Origin of the sequence: Advenella mimigardefordensis DPN7, from assembly GCF_000521505.1 — a bacterium.
Lineage (GTDB): Bacteria > Pseudomonadota > Gammaproteobacteria > Burkholderiales > Burkholderiaceae_B > Advenella > Advenella mimigardefordensis.
Window position 1 is genome coordinate 1372989 of record NZ_CP003915.1, and the last position, 20516, is coordinate 1393504.

15 protein-coding genes, 1 tRNA gene and 2 pseudogenes are annotated in these 20516 nt (G+C 53.3%); 8 read left to right on the forward strand and 10 right to left on the reverse strand.

The window, feature by feature from the left end:
- Window positions 1-45 precede the first annotated feature (45 nt).
- The 3 genes and pseudogenes from MIM_RS06395 (at window position 46) to pcaF (ending at window position 2622) form a co-directional block, all read left to right on the forward strand.
- A complete protein-coding gene (locus MIM_RS06395; RefSeq protein ID WP_025371934.1) occupies window positions 46-726 on the forward strand; it encodes a 3-oxoacid CoA-transferase subunit A in 681 nt (226 codons plus the stop codon).
- Between the two features lie 12 nt (window positions 727-738).
- Entirely contained in the window at window positions 739-1377 is a 639-nt protein-coding gene (locus tag MIM_RS06400; protein WP_025371935.1) for a 3-oxoacid CoA-transferase subunit B, read from the forward strand.
- Between the two features lie 43 nt (window positions 1378-1420).
- Window positions 1421-2622: pseudogene (gene pcaF / locus MIM_RS06405) on the forward strand (3-oxoadipyl-CoA thiolase).
- Between the two features lie 77 nt (window positions 2623-2699).
- Here the strand turns inward: pcaF and MIM_RS06410 are convergent.
- From MIM_RS06410 to MIM_RS06425, 4 genes are all read right to left on the reverse strand, one after another.
- Window positions 2700-3434 carry an amino acid ABC transporter ATP-binding protein gene (locus tag MIM_RS06410; protein ID WP_025371936.1) on the reverse strand — a complete coding sequence of 245 codons (735 nt, stop codon included), beginning with the start codon at window positions 3432-3434 and terminating at the stop codon, window positions 2700-2702.
- 17 nt (window positions 3435-3451) lie between these two features.
- On the reverse strand, window positions 3452-4219 hold the full coding sequence (locus MIM_RS06415; RefSeq protein WP_042070043.1) for an amino acid ABC transporter permease: 768 nt from the start codon (window positions 4217-4219) through the stop codon (window positions 3452-3454).
- Between the two features lie 9 nt (window positions 4220-4228).
- Window positions 4229-4993 (reverse strand): amino acid ABC transporter permease, encoded by a 765-nt coding sequence (locus tag MIM_RS06420; protein ID WP_025371938.1) that lies wholly within the window; start codon window positions 4991-4993, stop codon window positions 4229-4231.
- A gap of 82 nt (window positions 4994-5075) precedes the next feature.
- Complete coding sequence (locus MIM_RS06425) at window positions 5076-5966, reverse strand: amino acid ABC transporter substrate-binding protein (protein ID WP_025371939.1); 891 nt, start codon at window positions 5964-5966, stop codon at window positions 5076-5078.
- A gap of 377 nt (window positions 5967-6343) precedes the next feature.
- Here MIM_RS06425 and MIM_RS06430 point away from each other — a divergent pair, with 377 nt between their 5' ends.
- Both MIM_RS06430 and pssA read left to right on the forward strand, forming a co-directional pair.
- Window positions 6344-7027 carry a phosphatidylserine decarboxylase gene (locus MIM_RS06430; protein WP_025371940.1) on the forward strand — a complete coding sequence of 228 codons (684 nt, stop codon included), beginning with the start codon at window positions 6344-6346 and terminating at the stop codon, window positions 7025-7027.
- A pseudogene (pssA, locus tag MIM_RS06435) lies at window positions 7024-7770 on the forward strand (CDP-diacylglycerol--serine O-phosphatidyltransferase); the annotation flags it as partial. The gene MIM_RS06430 and the pseudogene pssA, both read left to right, overlap by 4 nt.
- A 245-nt stretch (window positions 7771-8015) precedes the next feature.
- Here pssA and MIM_RS06440 read toward each other — a convergent pair.
- Window positions 8016-8627: a hypothetical protein gene (locus MIM_RS06440; RefSeq protein WP_025371942.1), complete on the reverse strand. Its 612-nt coding sequence runs from the start codon at window positions 8625-8627 to the stop codon at window positions 8016-8018.
- Window positions 8628-8932: 305 nt separating this feature from the next.
- On the opposite strand from MIM_RS06440, the gene rpsO reads away from it, so the two are divergent.
- Together rpsO and pnp are read left to right on the forward strand one after the other, a co-directional pair.
- On the forward strand, window positions 8933-9202 hold the full coding sequence (gene rpsO / locus MIM_RS06445) for a 30S ribosomal protein S15 (protein ID WP_014751468.1): 270 nt from the start codon (window positions 8933-8935) through the stop codon (window positions 9200-9202).
- 159 nt (window positions 9203-9361) lie between these two features.
- Window positions 9362-11524 (forward strand): polyribonucleotide nucleotidyltransferase, encoded by a 2163-nt coding sequence (pnp, locus tag MIM_RS06450; RefSeq protein ID WP_025371943.1) that lies wholly within the window; start codon window positions 9362-9364, stop codon window positions 11522-11524.
- Window positions 11525-11738: 214 nt separating this feature from the next.
- Here pnp and gdhA read toward each other — a convergent pair whose 3' ends face one another.
- From gdhA to MIM_RS06475, 5 genes are all read right to left on the reverse strand, one after another.
- Window positions 11739-13091 (reverse strand): NADP-specific glutamate dehydrogenase, encoded by a 1353-nt coding sequence (gene gdhA / locus MIM_RS06455; RefSeq protein WP_025371944.1) that lies wholly within the window; start codon window positions 13089-13091, stop codon window positions 11739-11741.
- A gap of 390 nt (window positions 13092-13481) precedes the next feature.
- Window positions 13482-13889, reverse strand: a complete 408-nt coding sequence (locus MIM_RS06460; RefSeq protein WP_025371945.1) for a heme-binding protein — start codon at window positions 13887-13889, stop codon at window positions 13482-13484.
- A gap of 152 nt (window positions 13890-14041) precedes the next feature.
- Window positions 14042-17602: an indolepyruvate ferredoxin oxidoreductase family protein gene (locus MIM_RS06465; RefSeq protein WP_025371946.1), complete on the reverse strand. Its 3561-nt coding sequence runs from the start codon at window positions 17600-17602 to the stop codon at window positions 14042-14044.
- 511 nt (window positions 17603-18113) lie between these two features.
- Window positions 18114-18374, reverse strand: a complete 261-nt coding sequence (locus MIM_RS22810; RefSeq protein ID WP_144084598.1) for a hypothetical protein — start codon at window positions 18372-18374, stop codon at window positions 18114-18116.
- A gap of 430 nt (window positions 18375-18804) precedes the next feature.
- Window positions 18805-18880 (reverse strand) — tRNA-His (locus MIM_RS06475).
- 117 nt (window positions 18881-18997) lie between these two features.
- Between MIM_RS06475 and cls the strand changes: the two genes are divergently transcribed.
- On the forward strand, window positions 18998-20452 hold the full coding sequence (cls, locus tag MIM_RS06480; RefSeq protein ID WP_025371948.1) for a cardiolipin synthase: 1455 nt from the start codon (window positions 18998-19000) through the stop codon (window positions 20450-20452).
- The last annotated feature ends 64 nt before the right edge of the window (window positions 20453-20516 follow it).

Here is a 20516-nt window from a genome sequence, read left to right on the forward strand (position 1 = left end):
TGGCACAAATACAGATTCAGACAAAAGAGAATACAGGTATAACAGATGATCAATAAATTTATAGACGATATACAGGAAGCGGTTGCCGATGTCTTTGATGGCGCCACTGTGCTTATCGGCGGATTTGGTGGCGCGGGCCATCCGACAGAACTGATCCATGCCCTGATTGATCAGGGTGCAAAAGAGCTGACTGTCGTCAACAACAATGCAGGTAATCATGATACGGGGCTGGCCGCGCTGATCAAGGCGGGTCGCGTACGTAAAATGATCTGCTCCTTTCCCAAGGCCTCTCATTCCTACGTCTTTAACGAGATGTACAAAGACGGCAAAATCGAGCTCGAGTGTGTACCGCAGGGCACGATTGCAGAACGTCTGCACGCTGCCGGCGCGGGGATTGGCGGGTTTTACACGAGAACCAGTTATGGTACAGAACTGGCCAAGGGCAAGGAAACGCGCAATATTGATGGCGTTAACTATGTATTTGAAAAACCGATACACGGCGATTTTGCGCTGGTGCTGGCCGAGAAGGGCGATCGCTGGGGAAATCTGATTTATCGCAAGGCTGCCCGCAACTTCGGGCCGGTCATGTGCATGGCCGCCAAAACCACCATTGTTCAGGTTAAGCAGAAAGTCGAACTGGGCCAGCTTGATCCGGAAACGATTATCACCCCCGGTATTTTTGTGAATCGGATTGTCGAAGTCGCCAATCCTGCCATCTCCAGTTAAGCAGGTCAAATGATGAATAAATTGAATAGAAACCAAATGGCCGAACGCCTGGCCAAAGATATCGCTCCCGGCAGTTATGTCAATATCGGCATTGGCATGCCCGAGCTGGTCGCCAACTATCTGAAGCCGGAAGATGAAATTCTGCTGCACAGTGAAAACGGTATTTTGGGCATGGGCCCTGCGGCAACCGGCGATGATATTGACGGCGAATTGATCAACGCTGGTAAAAAACCGGTCACATTGCTGACCGGCGGCGCGTTCTTTCATCATGTAGACTCATTTGCCATTATGCGCGGCGGACATCTGGACCTGTGCATTATGGGCGGGATGCAGGTATCTGCAGACGGCGACCTGGCCAACTGGTCGCTGGGCCGCCCGGGCGAGCCGCCGGCGGTGGGCGGCGCCATGGATCTGGCGGTGGGCGCCCGCAAGGTATTTATCCTGATGGAGCACAACGCCAAAGATGGATCGCCCAAAATTCTCGAAAAATGTACGCTCCCGGTCACAGGCCTGGGCGTGGTCAGCCGTGTATACACCGATATTGCCGTCCTGGAGGTCACGCCGGCAGGCATGACCGTGGTGGAAAAGCTCGTGGATATCACAAATGAACAATTGCAGTCACTCACCGGCGCGAAGCTGATTTTCGCCTGAGTATCCGACAGTTTATTAATATGAAGTAACACAGAGGAAAGGTATGAATAACGCTTATATTTGCGATGCTGTCCGTACGCCGATTGGCCGCTATGGTGGCGGTCTGTCTACCGTGCGCACCGATGATCTGGCTGCGTTGCCGATCAAGGCATTGATGGAACGCAATCCGAACGTGGATTGGAACAAAGTGGATGACGTGATTTACGGCTGCGCCAACCAGGCTGGTGAAGACAACCGTAACGTTGCCCGCATGGCGCTGTTGCTGGCCGGGATTGATGTTCAGGTGCCGGGCGCAACATTGAATCGTCTTTGCGCTTCCAGTCTGGATGCCGTGGGCACTGCGGCACGCGCGATCAAATCGGGCGAAGTGGATCTGATGATTGCCGGTGGTGTGGAAAGTATGTCGCGCGCGCCCTTTGTGATGGGCAAGGCCGAGTCTGCCTATTCACGCTCCGCCAAAATCGAAGACACCACGATCGGCTGGCGTTTCGTCAACCCGAAAATGAAAGCTGCGTATGGCGTAGACTCCATGCCGGAAACGGCTGAAAACGTTGCCGACGACTACAAGATTTCCCGTGCCGATCAGGATGCATTTGCTCTGCGCAGCCAGCAGCGCGCCGCAAAATCCATTGCCGATGGGGTGTTCAGGGAAGAGATTATTCCCGTGAGCGTACCGCAGCGCAAGGGGGATCCGGTTATTGTTGATACCGACGAACATCCACGCGCAACAACGCCGGAAGCGCTGGCTAAACTCAAGGGTGTGGTGCGCCCCGATGGTAGCGTCACGGCAGGTAATGCATCAGGCGTGAATGATGGTGCCTGCGCCCTGCTGCTGGCTTCGGAAGAGGCAGTTAAAAAGTATGGCCTTACACCCAAGGCCCGTGTTGTGGGTATGGCTGTGGCCGGTGTTGCACCTCGCGTCATGGGCGTCGGCCCCATTCCCGCAGTGCGCAAAGTGCTGGAAAAAACCGGTCTGACGATCGAACAAATGGATGTGGTTGAGCTGAACGAAGCCTTCGCTGCACAGGCACTGGCGGTAACACGTGATCTGGGCCTGGCAGACGATGCGCCTCACGTGAACCCTAATGGCGGCGCCATTGCTTTGGGTCATCCCCTGGGCGCATCAGGTGCTCGTTTGGTAACAACGGCTATGTATCAGTTACAGCGTACTGGTGGTAGTATGCCTTGTGCACCATGTGTATTGGTGTGGGTCAGGGCGCTGCGGTGATTATCGAACGCGTTTGATAAGGTTTTGCAGCAGTCAATGCTGCAGTACAAAAAAAACCGGCCTGCTGGCCGGTTTTTTTGATGGTACGGGGAGTTTAATGCCCCAGGATTTTTGACAGAAAGTGTTTGGCCCGGTCAGAGCGCGCTTCCTGATTACCGAAAAACTCTTCCTTGTTGCAGTCTTCGACAATTTGCCCAGCATCCATGAAGATCACGCGGTCAGCCACTTTGCGGGCAAAGCCCATTTCGTGGGTCACCACCATCATGGTCATGCCTTCTTTGGCCAGATCCACCATGACATCCAGTACCTCGTTGACCATTTCAGGGTCAAGCGCAGAGGTGGGTTCATCAAACAGCATGGCTACCGGATCCATGGCCAGTGCGCGGGCGATAGCCACGCGCTGTTGCTGCCCGCCTGAGAGCTGTCCAGGGAACTTGTCCTTGTGCTGGATGAGTCCGACACGATCCAGCAGTTTGCGGCCGCGTTCCATGGCCTCGTCCTTGGAGCGATTCAGCACCTTGACCTGGGCCAGAGCCAGGTTTTCCATCACGGACAAGTGTGGGAACAGCTCGAAATGCTGGAACACCATGCCGATTTTGGAGCGCAGTTTGGGCAGATCGGTTTTCGGATCGCCTACAGATACGCCGTTGAAGAAAATTTCGCCTTTCTGGAATGCTTCCAGGCCGTTGGCGGTTTTGATCAGTGTGGATTTGCCCGATCCTGACGGACCGCAAACCACCACAACTTCACCTTTGTTGATTTCGGTTGTGCAATCGGTCAGAACCTGGAATTTTCCATACCATTTACTAACGTTTTTAAATTCAATCATAGCCATGGAGAAATACCTTATCGAATAATCGTCAAACGCCGATCGATCACTTTGACCAGACGAGAGCAAACTAAAGAGATGACAAAATAGATAGCCGCTGCGAATATGTACAGCTCAACCGGGCGGCCGGTAATGTCGGCGTTGATGCGTGCCATACCCAGCAGGTCATTCAGTGACAGTACGGTCACCAGCGACGTATCCTGGAAAAGAACAATCATTTGGGTGAAGATCACCGGCAGCATATTGCGGAAAGCCTGAGGTAGCACGATAAGTCGCATGACCTGAAAGTACCGCAGACCCAGCGCGTAACCGGCGCCCACCTGTCCACGAGGGATAGACTGGATACCGGCACGCATGATTTCGCAGAAATAGGCCGCTTCAAACAGCGTGAAGGTAATCAGTGCGCAGGTAAACCCGTTCAGCGGTCGTGAGACCATCCTGGCCGATGCGTTGCCGTCTATGTAGGTCGCCCACATGAAGTCGATCCAGCCCAGGATATAGGGAACCAGAAAGAAGAACCAGAACAGGATCAGGATCAGCGGCAGTGACCGCATAATGTTGACATAGGAACCGGCGAACCAGCGGAAAATGCTGATTGATGACAGTCGCATCATGGCCAGCACGGTACCCCAGATCAACGCCAGGATCGTGGAATAGAGCGTTAGCTTCAGGGTAAAGACCAGGCCTTCTTTTAACAGCGCAGGTGCGGCATGCTGGATGACTTGCCAGTCAAAGGCAGCAATACTGACCGAGGAGGAGGAAATAAGTAAATCTTGAAAATTCATCATGTGCTCCTACCCTTTACCTGAAATAAAGCCAGGAACACTGAAGAAACGTTCAACGGCTGACATAATTACCAGAATCAATAAATTGATGATGACATACAGGGCGGTCGCGGCCAGATAGGCAGGGAACGTCTGGAAAGTGGATTCCTGCATCGATGCCGCAGCACCGGTGATCTCCAGCAGGCCGATGGTATAGGCGACCGAAGAGTTTTTCAGCAGGTTGAGCATTTCAGATGTGAGCGGTGGCGTAATAATGCGCATGGCCATGGGCAACAGCACATATTTATACATCTGAAAGCGCGTGAGCCCAAGCGCGGTCGCTGCCATGGATTGACCGCGTGGCAAAGAGCGAATGCCCGATGACAATTGAATGGCTATCCGTGATGAGGTAAACAGACCCAGACACAATACCGCTGGCCAGAATACAGAGTACGGATATTGCATGTTGATGATGGCTTTACCCATGGATTCCGGTAATACCTGAGGGACCACGAAATACCAGAGGAACAACTGTACCAGCAGGGGAATATTCCTGAACAGCTCGACATAGGCCGAGCAAAGTTTAGATACTAACCTGTTCTGACTGGTCAGCCCGATACCCACCATGATGCCCGTCACAAACGCAAGCACCCACGCGACCGCGGACAGTTGCAGCGTCCACCCTACAGCCTCAACGAAAGCGGCAAGATAGGAGTTGCCGCTAGGAGACATCTGGCAGAACAGGGACGCGTTATCGAGATTGGCCGGGTCACAAAATAATGTGGAAATTGACATAATTTGAAACGCTATTTATAGAAAACAAAAAACGGCACAAAACCCGCTTTCGCTGTGTTTTGTGCCGTCGGACCGACGCGATTTATTGGTATTTCGCCGGGTCTGGTGAGTCTGTTGGATTGGCCAATGCTTTTTTGAGCGATTCAGACATTGGCAGGTTCATATTGATGTTTTTCGGAGGGATTGGGCTTTCGAACCATTTTTTGTAAAGTGTTTCGATTTCTCCGCTTTTGATCATGGCAATCACCGCATCATCTACGGCTTTTTTGAACTCAGGATCATCTTTCGGTTCGATCATGGCGTAGGGTTCGGTAGTCAGCGCTTCATCGCTGATGACCCATTTGGACGGATCTTCAGAGTTGGCTACCAGGCCTGCCAGCAGTACGTCATCCATGAAGAAGGCTTTGGCGCGTCCGGCCTGAACAGTCAGGAAGGCACCCGCGTGATCTTTGGATGGAATGATGTTCATGCCCAGGTTGTCCTTGGCATTGGTCGCAGCGAGCCATTTGATGTTACTGGTTCCGGCAGTCGAAGTAACGGTCTGACCCTTGAAGCCGGACAGATCCTTGATGTTGTCAGCCTTTGCGGAAACGAAGCGGGTCGCTGTTACAAAGGTGGTTGGTGCAAAGCTAACCTGTTTCTGACGCTCGGCGTTGTTGGTGGCGGACCCGCAAGCCAGATCGATCGTACCGTTCATAATCAGAGGAATCCGGCTGGCAGATGTCACAGGAACCTGTTTGACAGTCAGTTCCGTTCCCAGCTGTTTTTCGAGTGCTTTGACGATACCGTCGCAAATTTCTTTGGAGTATCCGACGGGTTTGCCGCCATCAAGATAGGAAAATGGAATGGACGAGTCCCGATATCCAAGGGAAATTGTTTTTGTACTTTTGATTTTGTCCAGGCGGCCTTCGGCGTGGGCGGACAAACCAATTGAAGAAATAAGTGCAGCAAGCACGAGACTTGATAACTTCATGGAGAACTCCTTTATAACGGTGATGCTAGTATGAACGAAATGCTCATGCTTAGGGTTCAGGTTTTACCCTAATTTTTGACAAACTTAACAAACAGTATTTTCAACTAAACTACACTGCAGCCGTCTTTTTAATGGATTTTAGCGTACTTTAAAACAAAAGATACATAAAGATACATATTGCATTGATGTGATATTGCACTGCACCAAAGTGAATTTGCCAATGTGCCATATCAGTGCGATTTACCTGATCGTATCCAAGTTAGAAGACAGACGGAAGACAATCGGCTGCCTACAAAATTATACATTTGCGGTATCCCCTCTCTTCGCAGCAGGTGTTTGCGACTAAAATGACATTTTAATAGCCGGTTTCCAATTGCATGTATAAACCCTCTTACCCGCATCCTGTTCTGGCCCGAGAGGGCTGGCCCTTTATCGCCGGTTCCATCATCCTGGCGCTGCTGGTGTCGTGGTGGTCCGTTGCTGCAGGGCTGATCTTCTGGCTGCTGGCCATTTTTGTGATTCAGTTTTTTCGTGATCCGCAACGTCAGGCCCCGGATGGCGAGCGCGTGGTGCTCTCGCCGGCTGACGGGCGCATTGTATCGGTAGACAAAACCACAGACCCGTACACTCAGCAGCAGGCCCTGAAGATCAGTGTGTTCATGAACGTTTTCAATGTCCACTCCAACCGTTTCCCGGTGGGTGGTCGGGTAACCCAGGTTCAGTACTATCCTGGCTCGTTTGTAAATGCCGCGCTGGACAAGGCGTCGGTTGAAAATGAAAGAAACGCAGTTCATATTGCGCTCGATTCAGGCGAGCAGGTAACGGTGGTGCAGGTGGCCGGGCTGGTGGCCCGGCGTATCCTGTGCTATGTCAAGCCCGGCGACAGCCGGCGGGCTGGCGAGCGTTACGGATTTATCCGTTTTGGCTCCCGTGTCGACGTCTATCTGCCACCGGCTTCCCGCCCCAGGGTCGCCATTGGCGACAAAGTGTCGGCTACGTCTACAGCACTTGCTGACCTGCCCGAGCCCGCTGCTGTGGTCAATCAAAGTGAAACGTTATGAACGAAAATCTGCCACGTCCGCGCAGCGCGATTTATCTGCTGCCCAATGCATTTACAACGGCTAATTTATTTGCCGGCTTTTATGCCGTGGTGCAGGCCATGAGCGGGCGCTTCGAGATTGCTGCCATTGCCATTTTTGTGGCCATGGTGCTGGACGCCATGGACGGTCGCGTGGCGCGCCTGACCAATACCCAGTCGGCTTTCGGTGAGCAATATGATTCCATGTCCGATATGGTGTCCTTTGGTATCGCCCCGGCTTTGGTCATGTATGAATACCAGTTGCAGGCGCTGGGGCGCTGGGGCTGGATCGCTGCCTTTATTTATGTCGCTGGCGCCGCGTTGCGACTGGCGCGTTTCAATACCAATATCGGCGTGGTCGACAGCCGGTTCTTCCAGGGCTTGCCCAGTCCTGCGGCAGCGGCACTGGTGGCTGGTTTTGTCTGGCTGTCGGTTGATAACCGTATCCCGGACTATGAATCGCTGGCCTGGCTGGCCTTTGTGCTCACGGTATATGCGGGTATCAGTATGATTTCGAATGCGCCGTTTTTCAGCGGCAAGTCGCTCGCGCTTGAGAAAAAGCTATCGCCGCAAAATATCATGCTGGTGCTGGTGCTTGTTTTTGCCTTTGTTTCATCCGATCCGCCGATTGTGCTTTTTCTGTTGTTCATCGTGTATGGCTTGTCGGGGTGGGTTGTTTGGTATTGGCGCTGGCGCCGCGCGCAGCAGCTACATGATAGTCGTCGCGAGAGCAGGGTAGCGGAAGCGGCCGACGCAACAGGCGTTGTAGCAGGCAGACCGGCAGAGGGTACTTCGGCAGCGCACCAGTCGGGCCTGGATGAGCCGGCTGTGAAAGAACCGGTAGAACAGGCTGGCCCGTCATCGTCTTCATCTCGTAATGAGCCGCATATTGCAGAAACACCGGCTCAGGACAAACCCAAAGACTGGTTCAGAAAAAACTGAGCGGACGCGTGCCGGAACCCGGCACGCTTTTAAAAGCCCATGAATTCGAACTCACGCTCATAGGCAGGATCAGGGCCGGGATGATGACGTGTAACCTGCTGGCCGTCGCGGCCCAGATATACGTACATCAACGAGTTCCAGACGTTGGACTGTTTGTAACGGTATTCCCAGACCACTTCATTTTTTTCACCCAGTCCTACGCGGGTCACCCTGGCAGGCGGGCCGAACTCGCAGGTAACGTCCTGTGGTGTCCATACACCGTTGTCCAGCTTACGGAAATTCTCATCGGTCAGGATGGATTCCATCCGGTCTGCGATGCCGGCGCTGGAAAAGCGTGTGCCGTAAGCATATTGACCGTTAGGCTGCAGGGTCCAGATGGCCCGCGTGCCTCCATTGGGCAGGGGGCAGGTGAAATTGGGGGTACCCATGGTTTCCAGTACCACAGATTCGGGCGAGTTGGGTGGCACATCCCGATAGGTGGCGCAGGCGCCCAGCGTCGCGCAAAGGCCGGCCAGACTCAGGTTGCGCAGCAGTTTACCCGGTGCAGCATGCTGCAAAAAAAACGGACTTTTGCGCTGGCGGTGCAGGCCAGTGTTGGAAAAAAAGCCCGGAAGGCGGGAAAAACAACGGAAATTAGGCATATTTGAACCCGAATGGCTAAGGTTTGCGTGTGTTTTTGGGCTGAATCATATATAATTACGGGTCTTGACTGAAAGACAAGTGCAACCCTGCATGACGTGTCGTCTGTTCATTGTAGCGTGTAAATTCGCGTGGGGACAGATTAAACGGGTATGTGGGGTCGGGTATGTGGGATTTACCATTGTCTTTTGCCCGGCTATCTTTTACGCCTAAGGTGGTTCGGTCGGGAAATTATCTAATATTTTATTTTTAATACGTCACGGTAAAGCGCCTCGGTTTTACCGCCAGTTCATGAGGCTTATTTAATATGTCAGTTGCTGATATCAAAAAATCTGAAATTGTTGCTCAATACGGTCGCGCTCAGGGCGATACAGGTTCTCCCGAAGTGCAGGTTGCATTGCTGACCGCCCGTATCAATGAATTAACCGGTCATTTCAAAGAACACATGAAAGACCACCACTCTCGTCGTGGTTTGCTGCGCATGGTCAGCCGTCGCCGTAAACTGCTCGACTACCTGAAAGGTCGTAACCCTGACGCTTACCGCTCACTCATCGAAAAACTCGGTCTGCGTAAGTGATATTGGGTTTGCGCCCAACACAAAACCGTGCAGAGCGCCAGGCTGGCGCCTGGCACGGTTTTTTTTATTGTGCCGGAACGGATTTGGACGCGTACACAGAATCGTGGTGTACGGCTGAAAACGGACAGATCATTCCGGCTTTATTGTAAGGATTGAAAAATGTTTAACAAAGTGACCAAGTCGTTTCAGTATGGCGATCAGACAGTTGTACTGGAAACCGGCGAAATCGCTCGTCAGGCTTCAGGCGCCGTTGTGGCTTCAATGGGTGATAGTGTGGTGCTGGCCACCGTTGTTGCTGCAAAAAATGCCAAACCCGGCCAGGATTTTTTCCCGCTTACCGTCGATTATGTAGAGAAAACCTATTCTGCCGGTCGTATTCCCGGTGGTTTTTTCAAACGCGAAGGTAAACCGACAGAAAAAGAAACACTGACGTCACGCCTGATCGACCGTCCGCTGCGTCCGCTGTTTCCTGAAGGCTTCTACAATGAAGTGCAGGTGATTGTTCACGTGCTGTCGGTTGATCCGCAGATCGATCCTGATATCGCTGCATTGATCGCCAGTTCTGCCGCTTTGGCTGTCTCTGGCATTCCATTTGATGGCCCTATTGGTGCTGCACGTGTTGGCTATAAAAACGGTCAGTATCTGCTGAACCCAACGCAGGACCAACTGGCTGATTCAGAAATGAACTTGGTGGTTGCCGGTACTGAAAATGCGGTGCTGATGGTTGAGTCTGAAGCCCAGCAGCTGTCCGAAGAGGTGATGCTGGGTGGCGTCGTATATGGCCACGAGCAAATGCAGGCAGCCATTAACGCTATCCACGATCTGGTCGCCGAAGCTGGTAAACCCGAGTGGGACTGGCAGCCTGAAGCCAAAAACGAAGCGCTGATTGCTGCGGTTACCGCCGCTGCCGAAGCCGGCCTGAAAAGCGCCTATGAAATTCGCCAGAAACAGGAACGTACAACAAAGCTGCGTGAAGTGACTGCTGCGGTTAAGCAAACGCTGGCTGAACAGGCAGAGCAGGCTGGTCAGCCTGCCCCCGACGGCGTTGCAGTAGACAATATTCTGTTTGATCTGGAATCCAAGATTGTTCGTGGTCAGATCCTGGCCGGTGAACCCCGCATTGACGGTCGTGACACCCGTACGGTACGTCCTATCTCTATCCGCCTGGGCGTGTTGCCACGTACTCATGGTAGCGTACTGTTCACTCGTGGTGAAACGCAGGCGCTGGTGATCGCCACGCTGGGCACCAAGCAGGACGAACAAATCATTGACTCGGTTATGGGCGAGCACCGCGATCGTTTCATGCTTCACTACAATATGCCTCCGTTTGCAACGGGTGAAACCGGTCGTTTCGGTGCGCCAAAACGCCGTGAGATCGGCCATGGCCGTCTTGCCAAGCGCGCACTCGTGTCTACACTGCCTGCGCACGAAGACTTCCAGTACACCATTCGTATCGTATCTGAAATTACAGAGTCCAACGGTTCTTCATCCATGGCTTCCGTTTGCGGTGGCTCACTGGCGATGATGGATGCCGGTGTGCCTGTTAAAGATCACGTGGCGGGTGTGGCCATGGGCCTGATCAAGGACGGCGGCAAGTTCGCTGTGCTGACCGATATTCTGGGTGATGAAGATCATCTGGGCGATATGGACTTCAAAGTGGCAGGTACCAAAAATGGTATTACTGCTTTGCAAATGGATATCAAAATTCAGGGTATTACCAAGGAAATCATGCAGGTTGCGCTGGCTCAGGCCCGCGACGGCCGTATGCATATCCTGGGCAAAATGACCGAAGCGCTTACCGGTTCACGCCAGGAATTGTCTACTTTTGCACCACGCATGTTGTCCATGAAAATCAATCCGGAAAAAATCCGTGACGTGATTGGTAAGGGCGGCGCCACGATTCGTGCGCTGACAGAAGAAACCGGTTGCCATATCGATATCAGCGATGAGGGTGTTGTTACCATTTCCAGCGCCGATCTGGAGCAGGCTAAAGAAGCGGAACGCCGTATCGCCGAGCTGACTGCTGTGGTTGAGGTGGGTCAGGTTTACGAAGGCACGGTACAGCGTTTGCTGGACTTCGGCGGTATCGTACAGATTCTGCCAGGTCGTGACGGCTTGCTGCATATTTCTGAAATCGCCAACTACCGCATTGCCAACATCAATGATGTGCTGTCAGTCGGACAGAAAGTCAAGGTCAAGGTTATTGAGGCGGATGATCGCGGTCGTCTGCGTTTGTCAGCCAAAGCCCTGGGCGGACTGGAAGGTGCACAGGAAAATGCACCTGCAGAAGCTGGCGAGCAGTCTGACAAGCCTGCAGAATAAGTTGTACTGCATTACGTATTGCTTCAACAGAGGCAATACGCTGTTCTGGCGGAGCGCTGCAGCACGGGTCAGGTCAGTTTACTGTTGGCCTTGTTGTTGGCGGATTTGTCAGGCAATAAAAAAACCGATCACTCTGAGTTGATCGGTTTTTTTATTGCCTGTTCAGCGCAACCGAAAGCAGCAGGTGCTGCCTGCGGTTGGTTCGGCGGGCGGGTTAGACGGCGCCCTGGTCAATCATGGCATCTGCAACCTTACGGAAGCCTGCAATATTGGCGCCGAGCACCAGATTGCCTGGCTGGTTGAATTCGTCTGCCGTTTCCCATGCGTTGGTGAAAATATTCTTCATGATGTTTTTCAGACGCAAGTCAACCTCGTCAAAACTCCACTGAATCATGGCAGCATTTTGTGCCATTTCCAACTGGCTGGTAGCAACGCCGCCGGCGTTGGCAGCCTTGCCTGGTGCGTAATGGATACGTGCTTTGAGAAACTCTTCTACAGCTTCAGGTGTGGATGGCATGTTGGCGCCTTCTGCAACCAGTTTGCAGCCATTGGCGAGCAATGCCAGCGCGTCGGCCTGATTCAGTTCGTTCTGGGTTGCGCTGGGGAAGGCCAGATCGCAGGGAACAGACCAGACCTCGTTGCGGCCTGCAGCATAGTCGGCCACTGCCTTGTAAACGGCATCCGGATGCACGTCCAGATATTTTTCCAGCGGTGCCTGCTGCGTTTCCTTGAGCTGCTTGAGCGTTTCCAGATTGATACCGGATTTGTGATAGATCATGCCGCGTGAGTCGCTGCAGGTTACTGGCGTGGCGCCCAGCTGATACAGTTTTTCGATCGTGTAGATGGCTACGTTGCCGGCGCCTGATACGGCGCAGATCTTGCCATCCAGGTGGTCGCCGGCGTTTTGCAGCATGTTCTGCGCAAAGTACACCGCGCCATAGCCGGTCGCTTCGGTGCGTACCAGTGAGCCGCCCCAGGGAATACGCTTGCCTGTAAGTACGCCTTCATAGCGGCCGGTCAGGCGTTTGTATTGACCGAAAAGATAGCCGATTTCGCGGGCACCCACGCCAATATCGCCGGCAGGTACGTCGATGGTGGGGCCGATATGACGGTAGAGTTCTGACATAAAGGCCTGGCAGAAGCTCATGATTTCATTGTCGGACTTGCCTTTAGGGTCAAAATCGCTGCCGCCTTTACCGCCGCCGATGGCCAGACCCGTGAGCGCGTTCTTGAACGTTTGCTCAAAGCCCAGAAACTTGATAATGCTGGCCGACACGCTGGGGTGGAAGCGCAGGCCTCCCTTGTAGGGGCCGATGGCAGAATTGAATTCGATTCTGTAGCCCTTGTTGACGTTGATTTTGCCTTTGTCGTCTACCCAGGTAACCCGAAACATGATCTGACGCTCAGGCTCAACGATACGTTCAATGATGTTCTGATCCAGATAGTGCTTTTCTTTTTCGAACAGCGGCGAAAGTGATTCCAGCACTTCCTGCACTGCCTGATAGAACTCCGATTGCGATGGGCTGGATTTGGCCAGACGGGCCAGCGTCGTATCAATATATGTCATATGTGTTGAATGTAATGAGCGGGTTAGGGGTTGCAGGGACGCAGGCCAACGATGCGCGCGGGGTTTGCCCGGCACGCAAAAGCGGCAGGGCGAAAACAGCGGGGTGCGCAATGATTGTTATGCGAGGGGTGAATATGATACCGCTATATTATGTGCAGCGCAGCGAAAATCGCACTATCTAGGTGATTGCCCTGATTTATTTTGGCGCATTTTACTGAACCATATAAATAAAATGGGTTTATTTGGTGCGTTTTCGCTTTTTTGCTTCATTATGGGGCGTTATGATCGCTCCAGCACAGCAAGCCTAGGCCCATGGGCGACGCCATGGTGCCCGCCGGCGGCTAGCAAATGCGTGACGCAACCAGCCGGCGGTACAGGTGCCAGGTTGAATCAGCCTGTAATCGCGGCGATGCCGGCGAGGGCTGTTTCTGCATCCTGGCTGGCCTGAACGCCCGATACGCCAACGGCGCCAATGGTCTGGCCATCCACGATAACCGGAACGCCGCCCTCGAGCATGCCAGAAATAGCGGGTGCAGACAGGAATGCGTAGCGACCGTTATTGATCATTTCTTCGTAGCCTTTGGTTTCACGGCGACCCAGCGCTGCAGCATGCGCTTTGGCGGGGGCAATATGAGCGGAGACCGGGGCCGCGCCGTCAAGGCGTTTCAGGGCCAGCAGATGGCCGCCATCGTCAGTCACGGCGATGGTAACGGCCCAGTTGTTTTTGCTGGCATGCGCGGCCGCTGCATCGATGATTTTCTGAACGTCTTCCTGTTCGAGTACGGACTTGGTTTTCATAGTGGCTCCGAAATGGGTTATCAAACCATCTATTATAGTGAGGAACCACGGTTGCTTTGTAACTTCTGGCGTTAAAGCGGTGTGCACCAAAGTTTCGAATCGGCTTGCACGCGATCAGGAGCGGGGCAGAGCAGCGCCCGCTCTTGATGCCGTTATGCTGCCTTGCTTAATGCGGTGCGGCGATAGGCTTCGAGCAGTTGCACTCGGCGCGCCGCTGCCTTTTGCATATTTGCCTCTTTGACGTGACCATAGCCACGGATATCGTCGGGCAGGCGAGCCAGCGCAACTGCCGCATCGTAGTTGGTGTCACTCAGGCTCTGATTGATTTCATCCAGTAATGCGAAATACTCGTCAATCAGGGCCCGCTCGGCACGTCGTTCCTCGGTGCGGCCAAACGGATCGAGTGCCGTGGCACGCAGTGACTTGAAGCGCGCCAATAGCCTGAAGGCTTGCATCATCCAGGGACCGTATTTCTTCTTGATCAGATGGCCCTTTTTGTCTTTCTTGCTGAAAGCGGGTGGCGCCAGATGTACATGCAGCGCATAGTCACGACCCGGTTCTCCTTCAAACTGCGCCCGCAACTGATCAAAATAGGCCGGTTCCGTATACAGGCGCGCCACCTCGTACTCGTCCTTATAGCTCATTAGCTTTGCCAGATTGCGCGCTACCGCTTCGGTGAGCGTATGGCCGCCAAAGCCGCCGGCTTTTTCCGTCTCGCGAATCCGTGCGACCGCCTGGGTAAAGCGCTGTGCATACCGGCTGTTCTGGTAATTTGTTAGGTGCTGCTCAAGACGCTTGATCAGTGTGTCGATACTCTCGGGCATGCTGATCAGGTTCTCGTGACGCGCCGTGCGTTTGCTGTTGCCTAACGGTATAGACTGCAAGCCGTGGTGGGCCAGATAGCGTCCCCATTCAAAGGCAGCCAGGTTCTTCTCAATGGCAACGCCATTGAGTTCGATGGCGCGCTCCAGGCTTTCGTGGTGCAGCGGAATCCAGCCTTTTTGCCAGGCGTAACCCAGCATCAGCGGGTTGGCGAAAATTGCATCGCCCAGTAGCGCAACCGCATAGCCATTGGCGTCCAGAAAATCACATTTGTCCCGGCCCAGCAGATCCTGCATATCCTGTTCGGTTGCGACCGAAGGAAATTGCCATTTGGGGTCCTGGAAAATTTCCGCTGTTGGTACTTTGGCGCTATTGATGGCGGCTACCGTGATGCCCTTACGGGTTTTGGAGGTAATCTCGCGCGATGCAGCCACAATGGCATCACAGCCAATAATCAGATCGGCTTCGCCCATGCCAATACGGGTTGAATGCAGGTCTGCCGGCTGGTAACCGATTTGCACGTGGCTGACGACCGCGCCGCCTTTTTGTGCCAGTCCGGTAATGTCCAGTACGTTAACGCCTTTTTGTTCCAGGTGAGCAGCCATGCCCAACAGGGCACCAATGGTCACCACCCCGGTACCGCCTACGCCGGGCACCAGAATGTTGTACGAGCGCTCGATGACAGGCTGTGCCGGCACTGGGATATCGGCTTCTATCTTCTCGAAAGAAAGTGTGGCTGTCTGGGGTTTGCGTACCTTGGCGCCTTCCGCCGTCACAAAGCTGGGGCAGAATCCGTTAAGGCAGGAGTAATCCTTGTTGCAGGAAGACTGGTTGATACGGCGCTTGCTGCCCATCGGCGTATCAACCGGTTCGACGGACAGGCAGTTTGACTTGACCCCGCAGTCACCACAACCCTCACAGACTGCTTCATTGATGAAGACGCGTCGATCCGGGTCGGGATAGGCATTGCGTTTGCGACGCCGGCGCTTCTCGGTTGCGCAGGTCTGGTCGTAGATCAGGATGGTTGTGCCTTCGGTATCGCGCAATTGCAGTTGTACGTCATCGAGCGAGTCGCGGTGGAAGACATCGGGATTGCCAATAAGGCTGACGCCTTTGTATTTTTCCGGTTCGTCACTGACGATCACGATACGGGTGGCGCCTTCTGCATGCAGCTGGGCATTGATTTGTGGCACCGTCAGCGTGCCATCTACCGGCTGTCCGCCTGTCATGGCAACGGCATCGTTGTACAGAATTTTGTAGGTAATGTTAACCTTGGCCGCAATCGAGGCGCGGATCGCCAGAATGCCTGAGTGAAAGTAAGTACCGTCCCCCAGATTGGCGAAAATATGCTTGGTGCTCGTAAAATCTTTCTGGCCGATCCATGGTACGCCTTCGCCGCCCATCTGCGTAAAGGTATCGGTGCTGCGATCCATCCAGATCGTCATATAGTGGCAGCCAATACCGGCCACGGCTCGTGAACCTTCCGGTACGCGCGTGGACGTATTATGAGGGCAGCCGGAACAGAACCAGGGTTTGCGATCCTGTACCACAACCGGGCGTTTGGCGTCCTGTTCCTTAGCCTGAATAATGGCGATGCGGGCCTGAATGCGGGCGCGCACGTCGTCGGGCAGCGCATGTTTTTCCAGGCGCTTGGCAATGGCCTTGGCAATAATGGCAGGGGACAGTTCGTAATTGGCCGGCAGCAGCCACTTGCCGCGCGGGACTGACCATTCGCCGCCGCCATCGTCGCGCGCATCAAATTTACCGTAAACGTCGGGGCGAACATCGTCGCGCCAGTTATACAGTTCTTCCTTCAGTGCGTATTCCATGATCTGGCGCTTTTCTTCAACCACCAGAATTTCATCCAGCCCTTGCGCAAAGTGTCGGGCGCCTTGCGCTTCCAGCGGCCACACGCAGCCCACCTTGTACAGGCGGATGCCGATGTCGGCACAGGTTTGCTCATCCAGTCCGAGGTCGGTCAGCGCCTGGCGTACGTCCAGATACGCTTTGCCGGCCGTCATAATGCCGAACCGGGCTCTGGGTGAGTCAAAAATGATCTTGTCCAGCTTATTGGCCCGCACGTAGGCCAGTGCTGCGTAGAATTTATAGTTGTTGAGCCGGGCTTCCTGGTCCAGCGGCGGGTCGGGCCAGCGAATGGACAGGCCGCCTTCGGGCATCTCAAAATCCGATGGCGTAATCGTCTGAACGCGATCCGGATCCAGTTCAACGGACGAGCTGGACTCAAGTACGTCGGTCACACATTTCATGGCTACCCACAGGCCTGAATAGCGGCTCATGGCCCAGCCATGCACGCCAAAGTCCAGGTATTCCTGCACATTGCTGGGGTAGAGCACGGGAATGCCGGCAGATTGCAGGTTATGCTCGGACTGATAGGCGACGGTGGACGATTTGGCGGCATGATCATCGCCTGCCAGCAGCAGTACGCCGCCAAACTGGCTGGAACCGGCCGAGTTGGCGTGCTTGAAGACATCCATGGAACGATCCAGGCCCGGTCCTTTGCCATACCACATCGCAAATACGCCTTGTTTGGTGGCGCCGGGAAACAGATTAACCTGTTGTGAACCCCATACCGCAGTGGCACCAAGCTCTTCGTTCACGCCAGGCTGGAATGAAATCTCATGTTCAGCGAGGTATTTCTTTGCCTTCCACAGGCTTAAGTCCAGATTGCCCAGGGGAGAGCCGCGGTAGCCGGAAATGAATCCGCCGGTATCAAGGCCGACGCGTCGGTCACGGTCTTTCTGCAACATGGGCAGACGCACCAGCGCCTGGGTGCCACTCATATAGACGCGGCCTCTTTCCAGGCTATATTTGTCGTCAATGGTGGTATTCTTCAGGGCATCCTGTGCCACTTTGGGTAGTGGGGCATTCATACTTTTGTCTCCGATATGGTCCATATGCTTATATGCGCATGATTCCCTGACATTGTCACTGCCGTCTTGTGAACGGTATGAACAACGGCCTGGAATGTTCACCGCCTTTCGGGGCGATGCTATATCGTCCTGATGAATGGCAGCTGACTCTTGCTGCAACTCATCATGTCTGCCTGCCAATGTGAGCCCGGAGTTGCAGCGGAGTCACCGGAAGTAAAAGTCAGCAGGCAAATTCTTTAATTGACGTTAACGTAAAGTTAAGGCATTTTCAGCTACAGCGAAACAAAAATAACCCGCATTAGGGTATATCCTAGAATCATGTTAGTCGTGTGCGCAACAAAGCGCAAGAATCGGGAAAGAAAAGTGAAAGGCGTGTTGTCGAAACTGGAAAACTTCATCTCTGCTCTGGGTGCCAGGCCGTTCGCGCTTGGCATGTTGCTGAGCGTTATATTCTGGATTTTTCTTGGCAATTTTGTAGTGGCTGCCTGTGCCGGCCTGTTAGTGTCTTTTTTTATTGCTGCAGCGGTATCGGTGTGGAAATTGAATCGTCGGCCGCGTGATGAGTAGTGAGCTGTGTGACTAAGAATTTCTCCGCACGTTTGATCATCAAATTTGCGCTTTCAAATGCCTTCATCATTTGGCGCTCAGATCGTTCGCGCATTTTTCTTGTTAACTCTGCGGCACTGTGAGAAGTTAGCTTTTGATAGTCAGGAGAAGGTTGCAGCGTGAAAAGATCAGGTAACGTCCGAAGCACCTTAGCTGCTTTGCGCATGGTTCGTGATCTCATACATCGCCCCTAATAAGAAAACGAGATTTGCAACAAGAAAGCCTTCCAAAACGAGACAGAGCTTGAAGCTACTCTTTTAAAGATTAAAGAAAATTGCGTTACAAAATGTCACTAATATTCAATTGGCAATAAAGCACAGTCACCCCCTACCTCTGCAATAGCCTTGCGCGTATTACGACGACATAACTGTCCACCCTGCTTATTCCCGGCAGGGCTCCTTTGCGTCAATTGACGGGGCGCAAGAATCAGAGCCCATCAATGTTGAGGTGCGTTTCAGTTAAGGATTGGGGCAGTCAGGGAGCTGAATTATGTGGTGTTACAATGCCACGAATTTTAATTATTGTTTTTCTGTTCTAATGTAACGAGTTCGTATGCCTGGACATTTATCAAAGGCATTGATTCATAAAAATAGTACTGGGGTGACTGATGGGGCTCGAACCCACGACAACCGGAATCACAATCCGGGACTCTACCAACTGAGCTACAGTCACCATCCGAGTAAGCATGAGAGTATAGCAAGTATATATTCAATATACAAGATAAAACTGGCGCAACACGCTATATTGTTGTCTTTTTAGTCGTTATGAAGGTAAGCGGGTGTCTTTGTGATGTCTTCTCTGTGGGAATTTCTGGTTGAATATCAAACACATCTGATTTTCGCAGCAAGTGTGGTTCTCAGCGTTTCGGCAGCGGTTCATATCGCGCTGACCAAGCGTGATGTTCGCGCCGCGATTGCGTGGGTCGGCGTCGTGCTGTTTTCTCCCTTTCTGGGGCCGATTCTGTATTTTATTGTGGGCATCAACCGCATCCGGCACACCCGGATCAGGTCCCATCGGGACAGGCTGCTAAAGGAGGTCGCCGACCACACCGCCGTCACGGTCAGTGATCTTGCGCGTCATGCCGCTCCTCAGTGTTTATCGCTGAAAAAAGCCAGCGACACCGTCACCCGTTTCCCCTTGTGTGGTGGTAATGAAATCATTCCGCTCAACGGCGGAGACCAGGCATATCCGGCCATGCTGGCGGCGATTGACGCGGCGACAGACTCGGTCGTGTTGCAAACCTATATTTTCGATAATGATATTGTCGGGCATCGCTTTGCCGACAGTCTGATTGCTGCATTCCAGCGCGGTGTTCGGGTTCGGATACTGATTGATTCCATCGGCGTGCGCTACTCTCATCCTACCATCGTGAATCGCTTAAGACAGCAGGGCGTCATGGTGGAACTGTTCGAAACCAACGCCGTCACCTGGCGCATGCCATATGCCAACATGCGTTGCCACCGTAAAATTCTGGTGGTCGATGGCGAATACGGCTTTGCTGGCGGCATGAATATTCGTGAAGAATTTCTGACTGAAATCACACGTGACGAGACTGCACGTGATATTCATTTCCAGGTGCGTGGTCCGATTGTGGCGCAGTTGCTGGTGATTTTTTGTCATGACTGGCTGTTTTCCACTGGCGAACAGCTGAAGCTAAGCGAGTGGGTCGCGGCCGAAGCGGCCTTTATGCCCGCCGATATGGCCGCGCGTTGCGTTCCTTCCGGCCCGGATCGTGAAATCGAAAGTACCCACAAAGTCTTGCTGGCTGCCTGCGCCGTTGCCCAACAGCGGATCCGGATTCAGTCGCCGTATTTTCTGCCAGATCAGGTTCTGATTGGAGCGCTCACCACCGCCGCCAGGCGCGGGGTGCAAGTGGATATTGTGATCCCGGGCAGGAATAATCTGCGTTTGGTTCAATACGCCATGATGGCGCAGATTGATCAGATGATTGAGACCGGCTGCCGGGTATGGAAAGGGTCCGGCAATTTTGATCACTCCAAGCTGATGACTGTGGATGACAGCTGGTCGCTGATCGGATCGTCCAACTGGGACTCACGCAGTTTGCGACTTAATTTCGAAATCGATATCGAGGTGTACGATCGGCGCCTGGCCGGTTGGATTAATGGCGCCATCGATAACGAAATTGCCCACGGCGAGCGCTTGACCGTAGAGGCCTTGCGTAAGCAGGGCCTGCTGGCGATTCTCAGGAATAAACTGATCTGGCTGGCTACGCCGTATTTGTAGTGTATAAGGTGCGAATTCCATCCGATTATCCAGACACAAAAAATATTTGATAAGAAAGAAAACG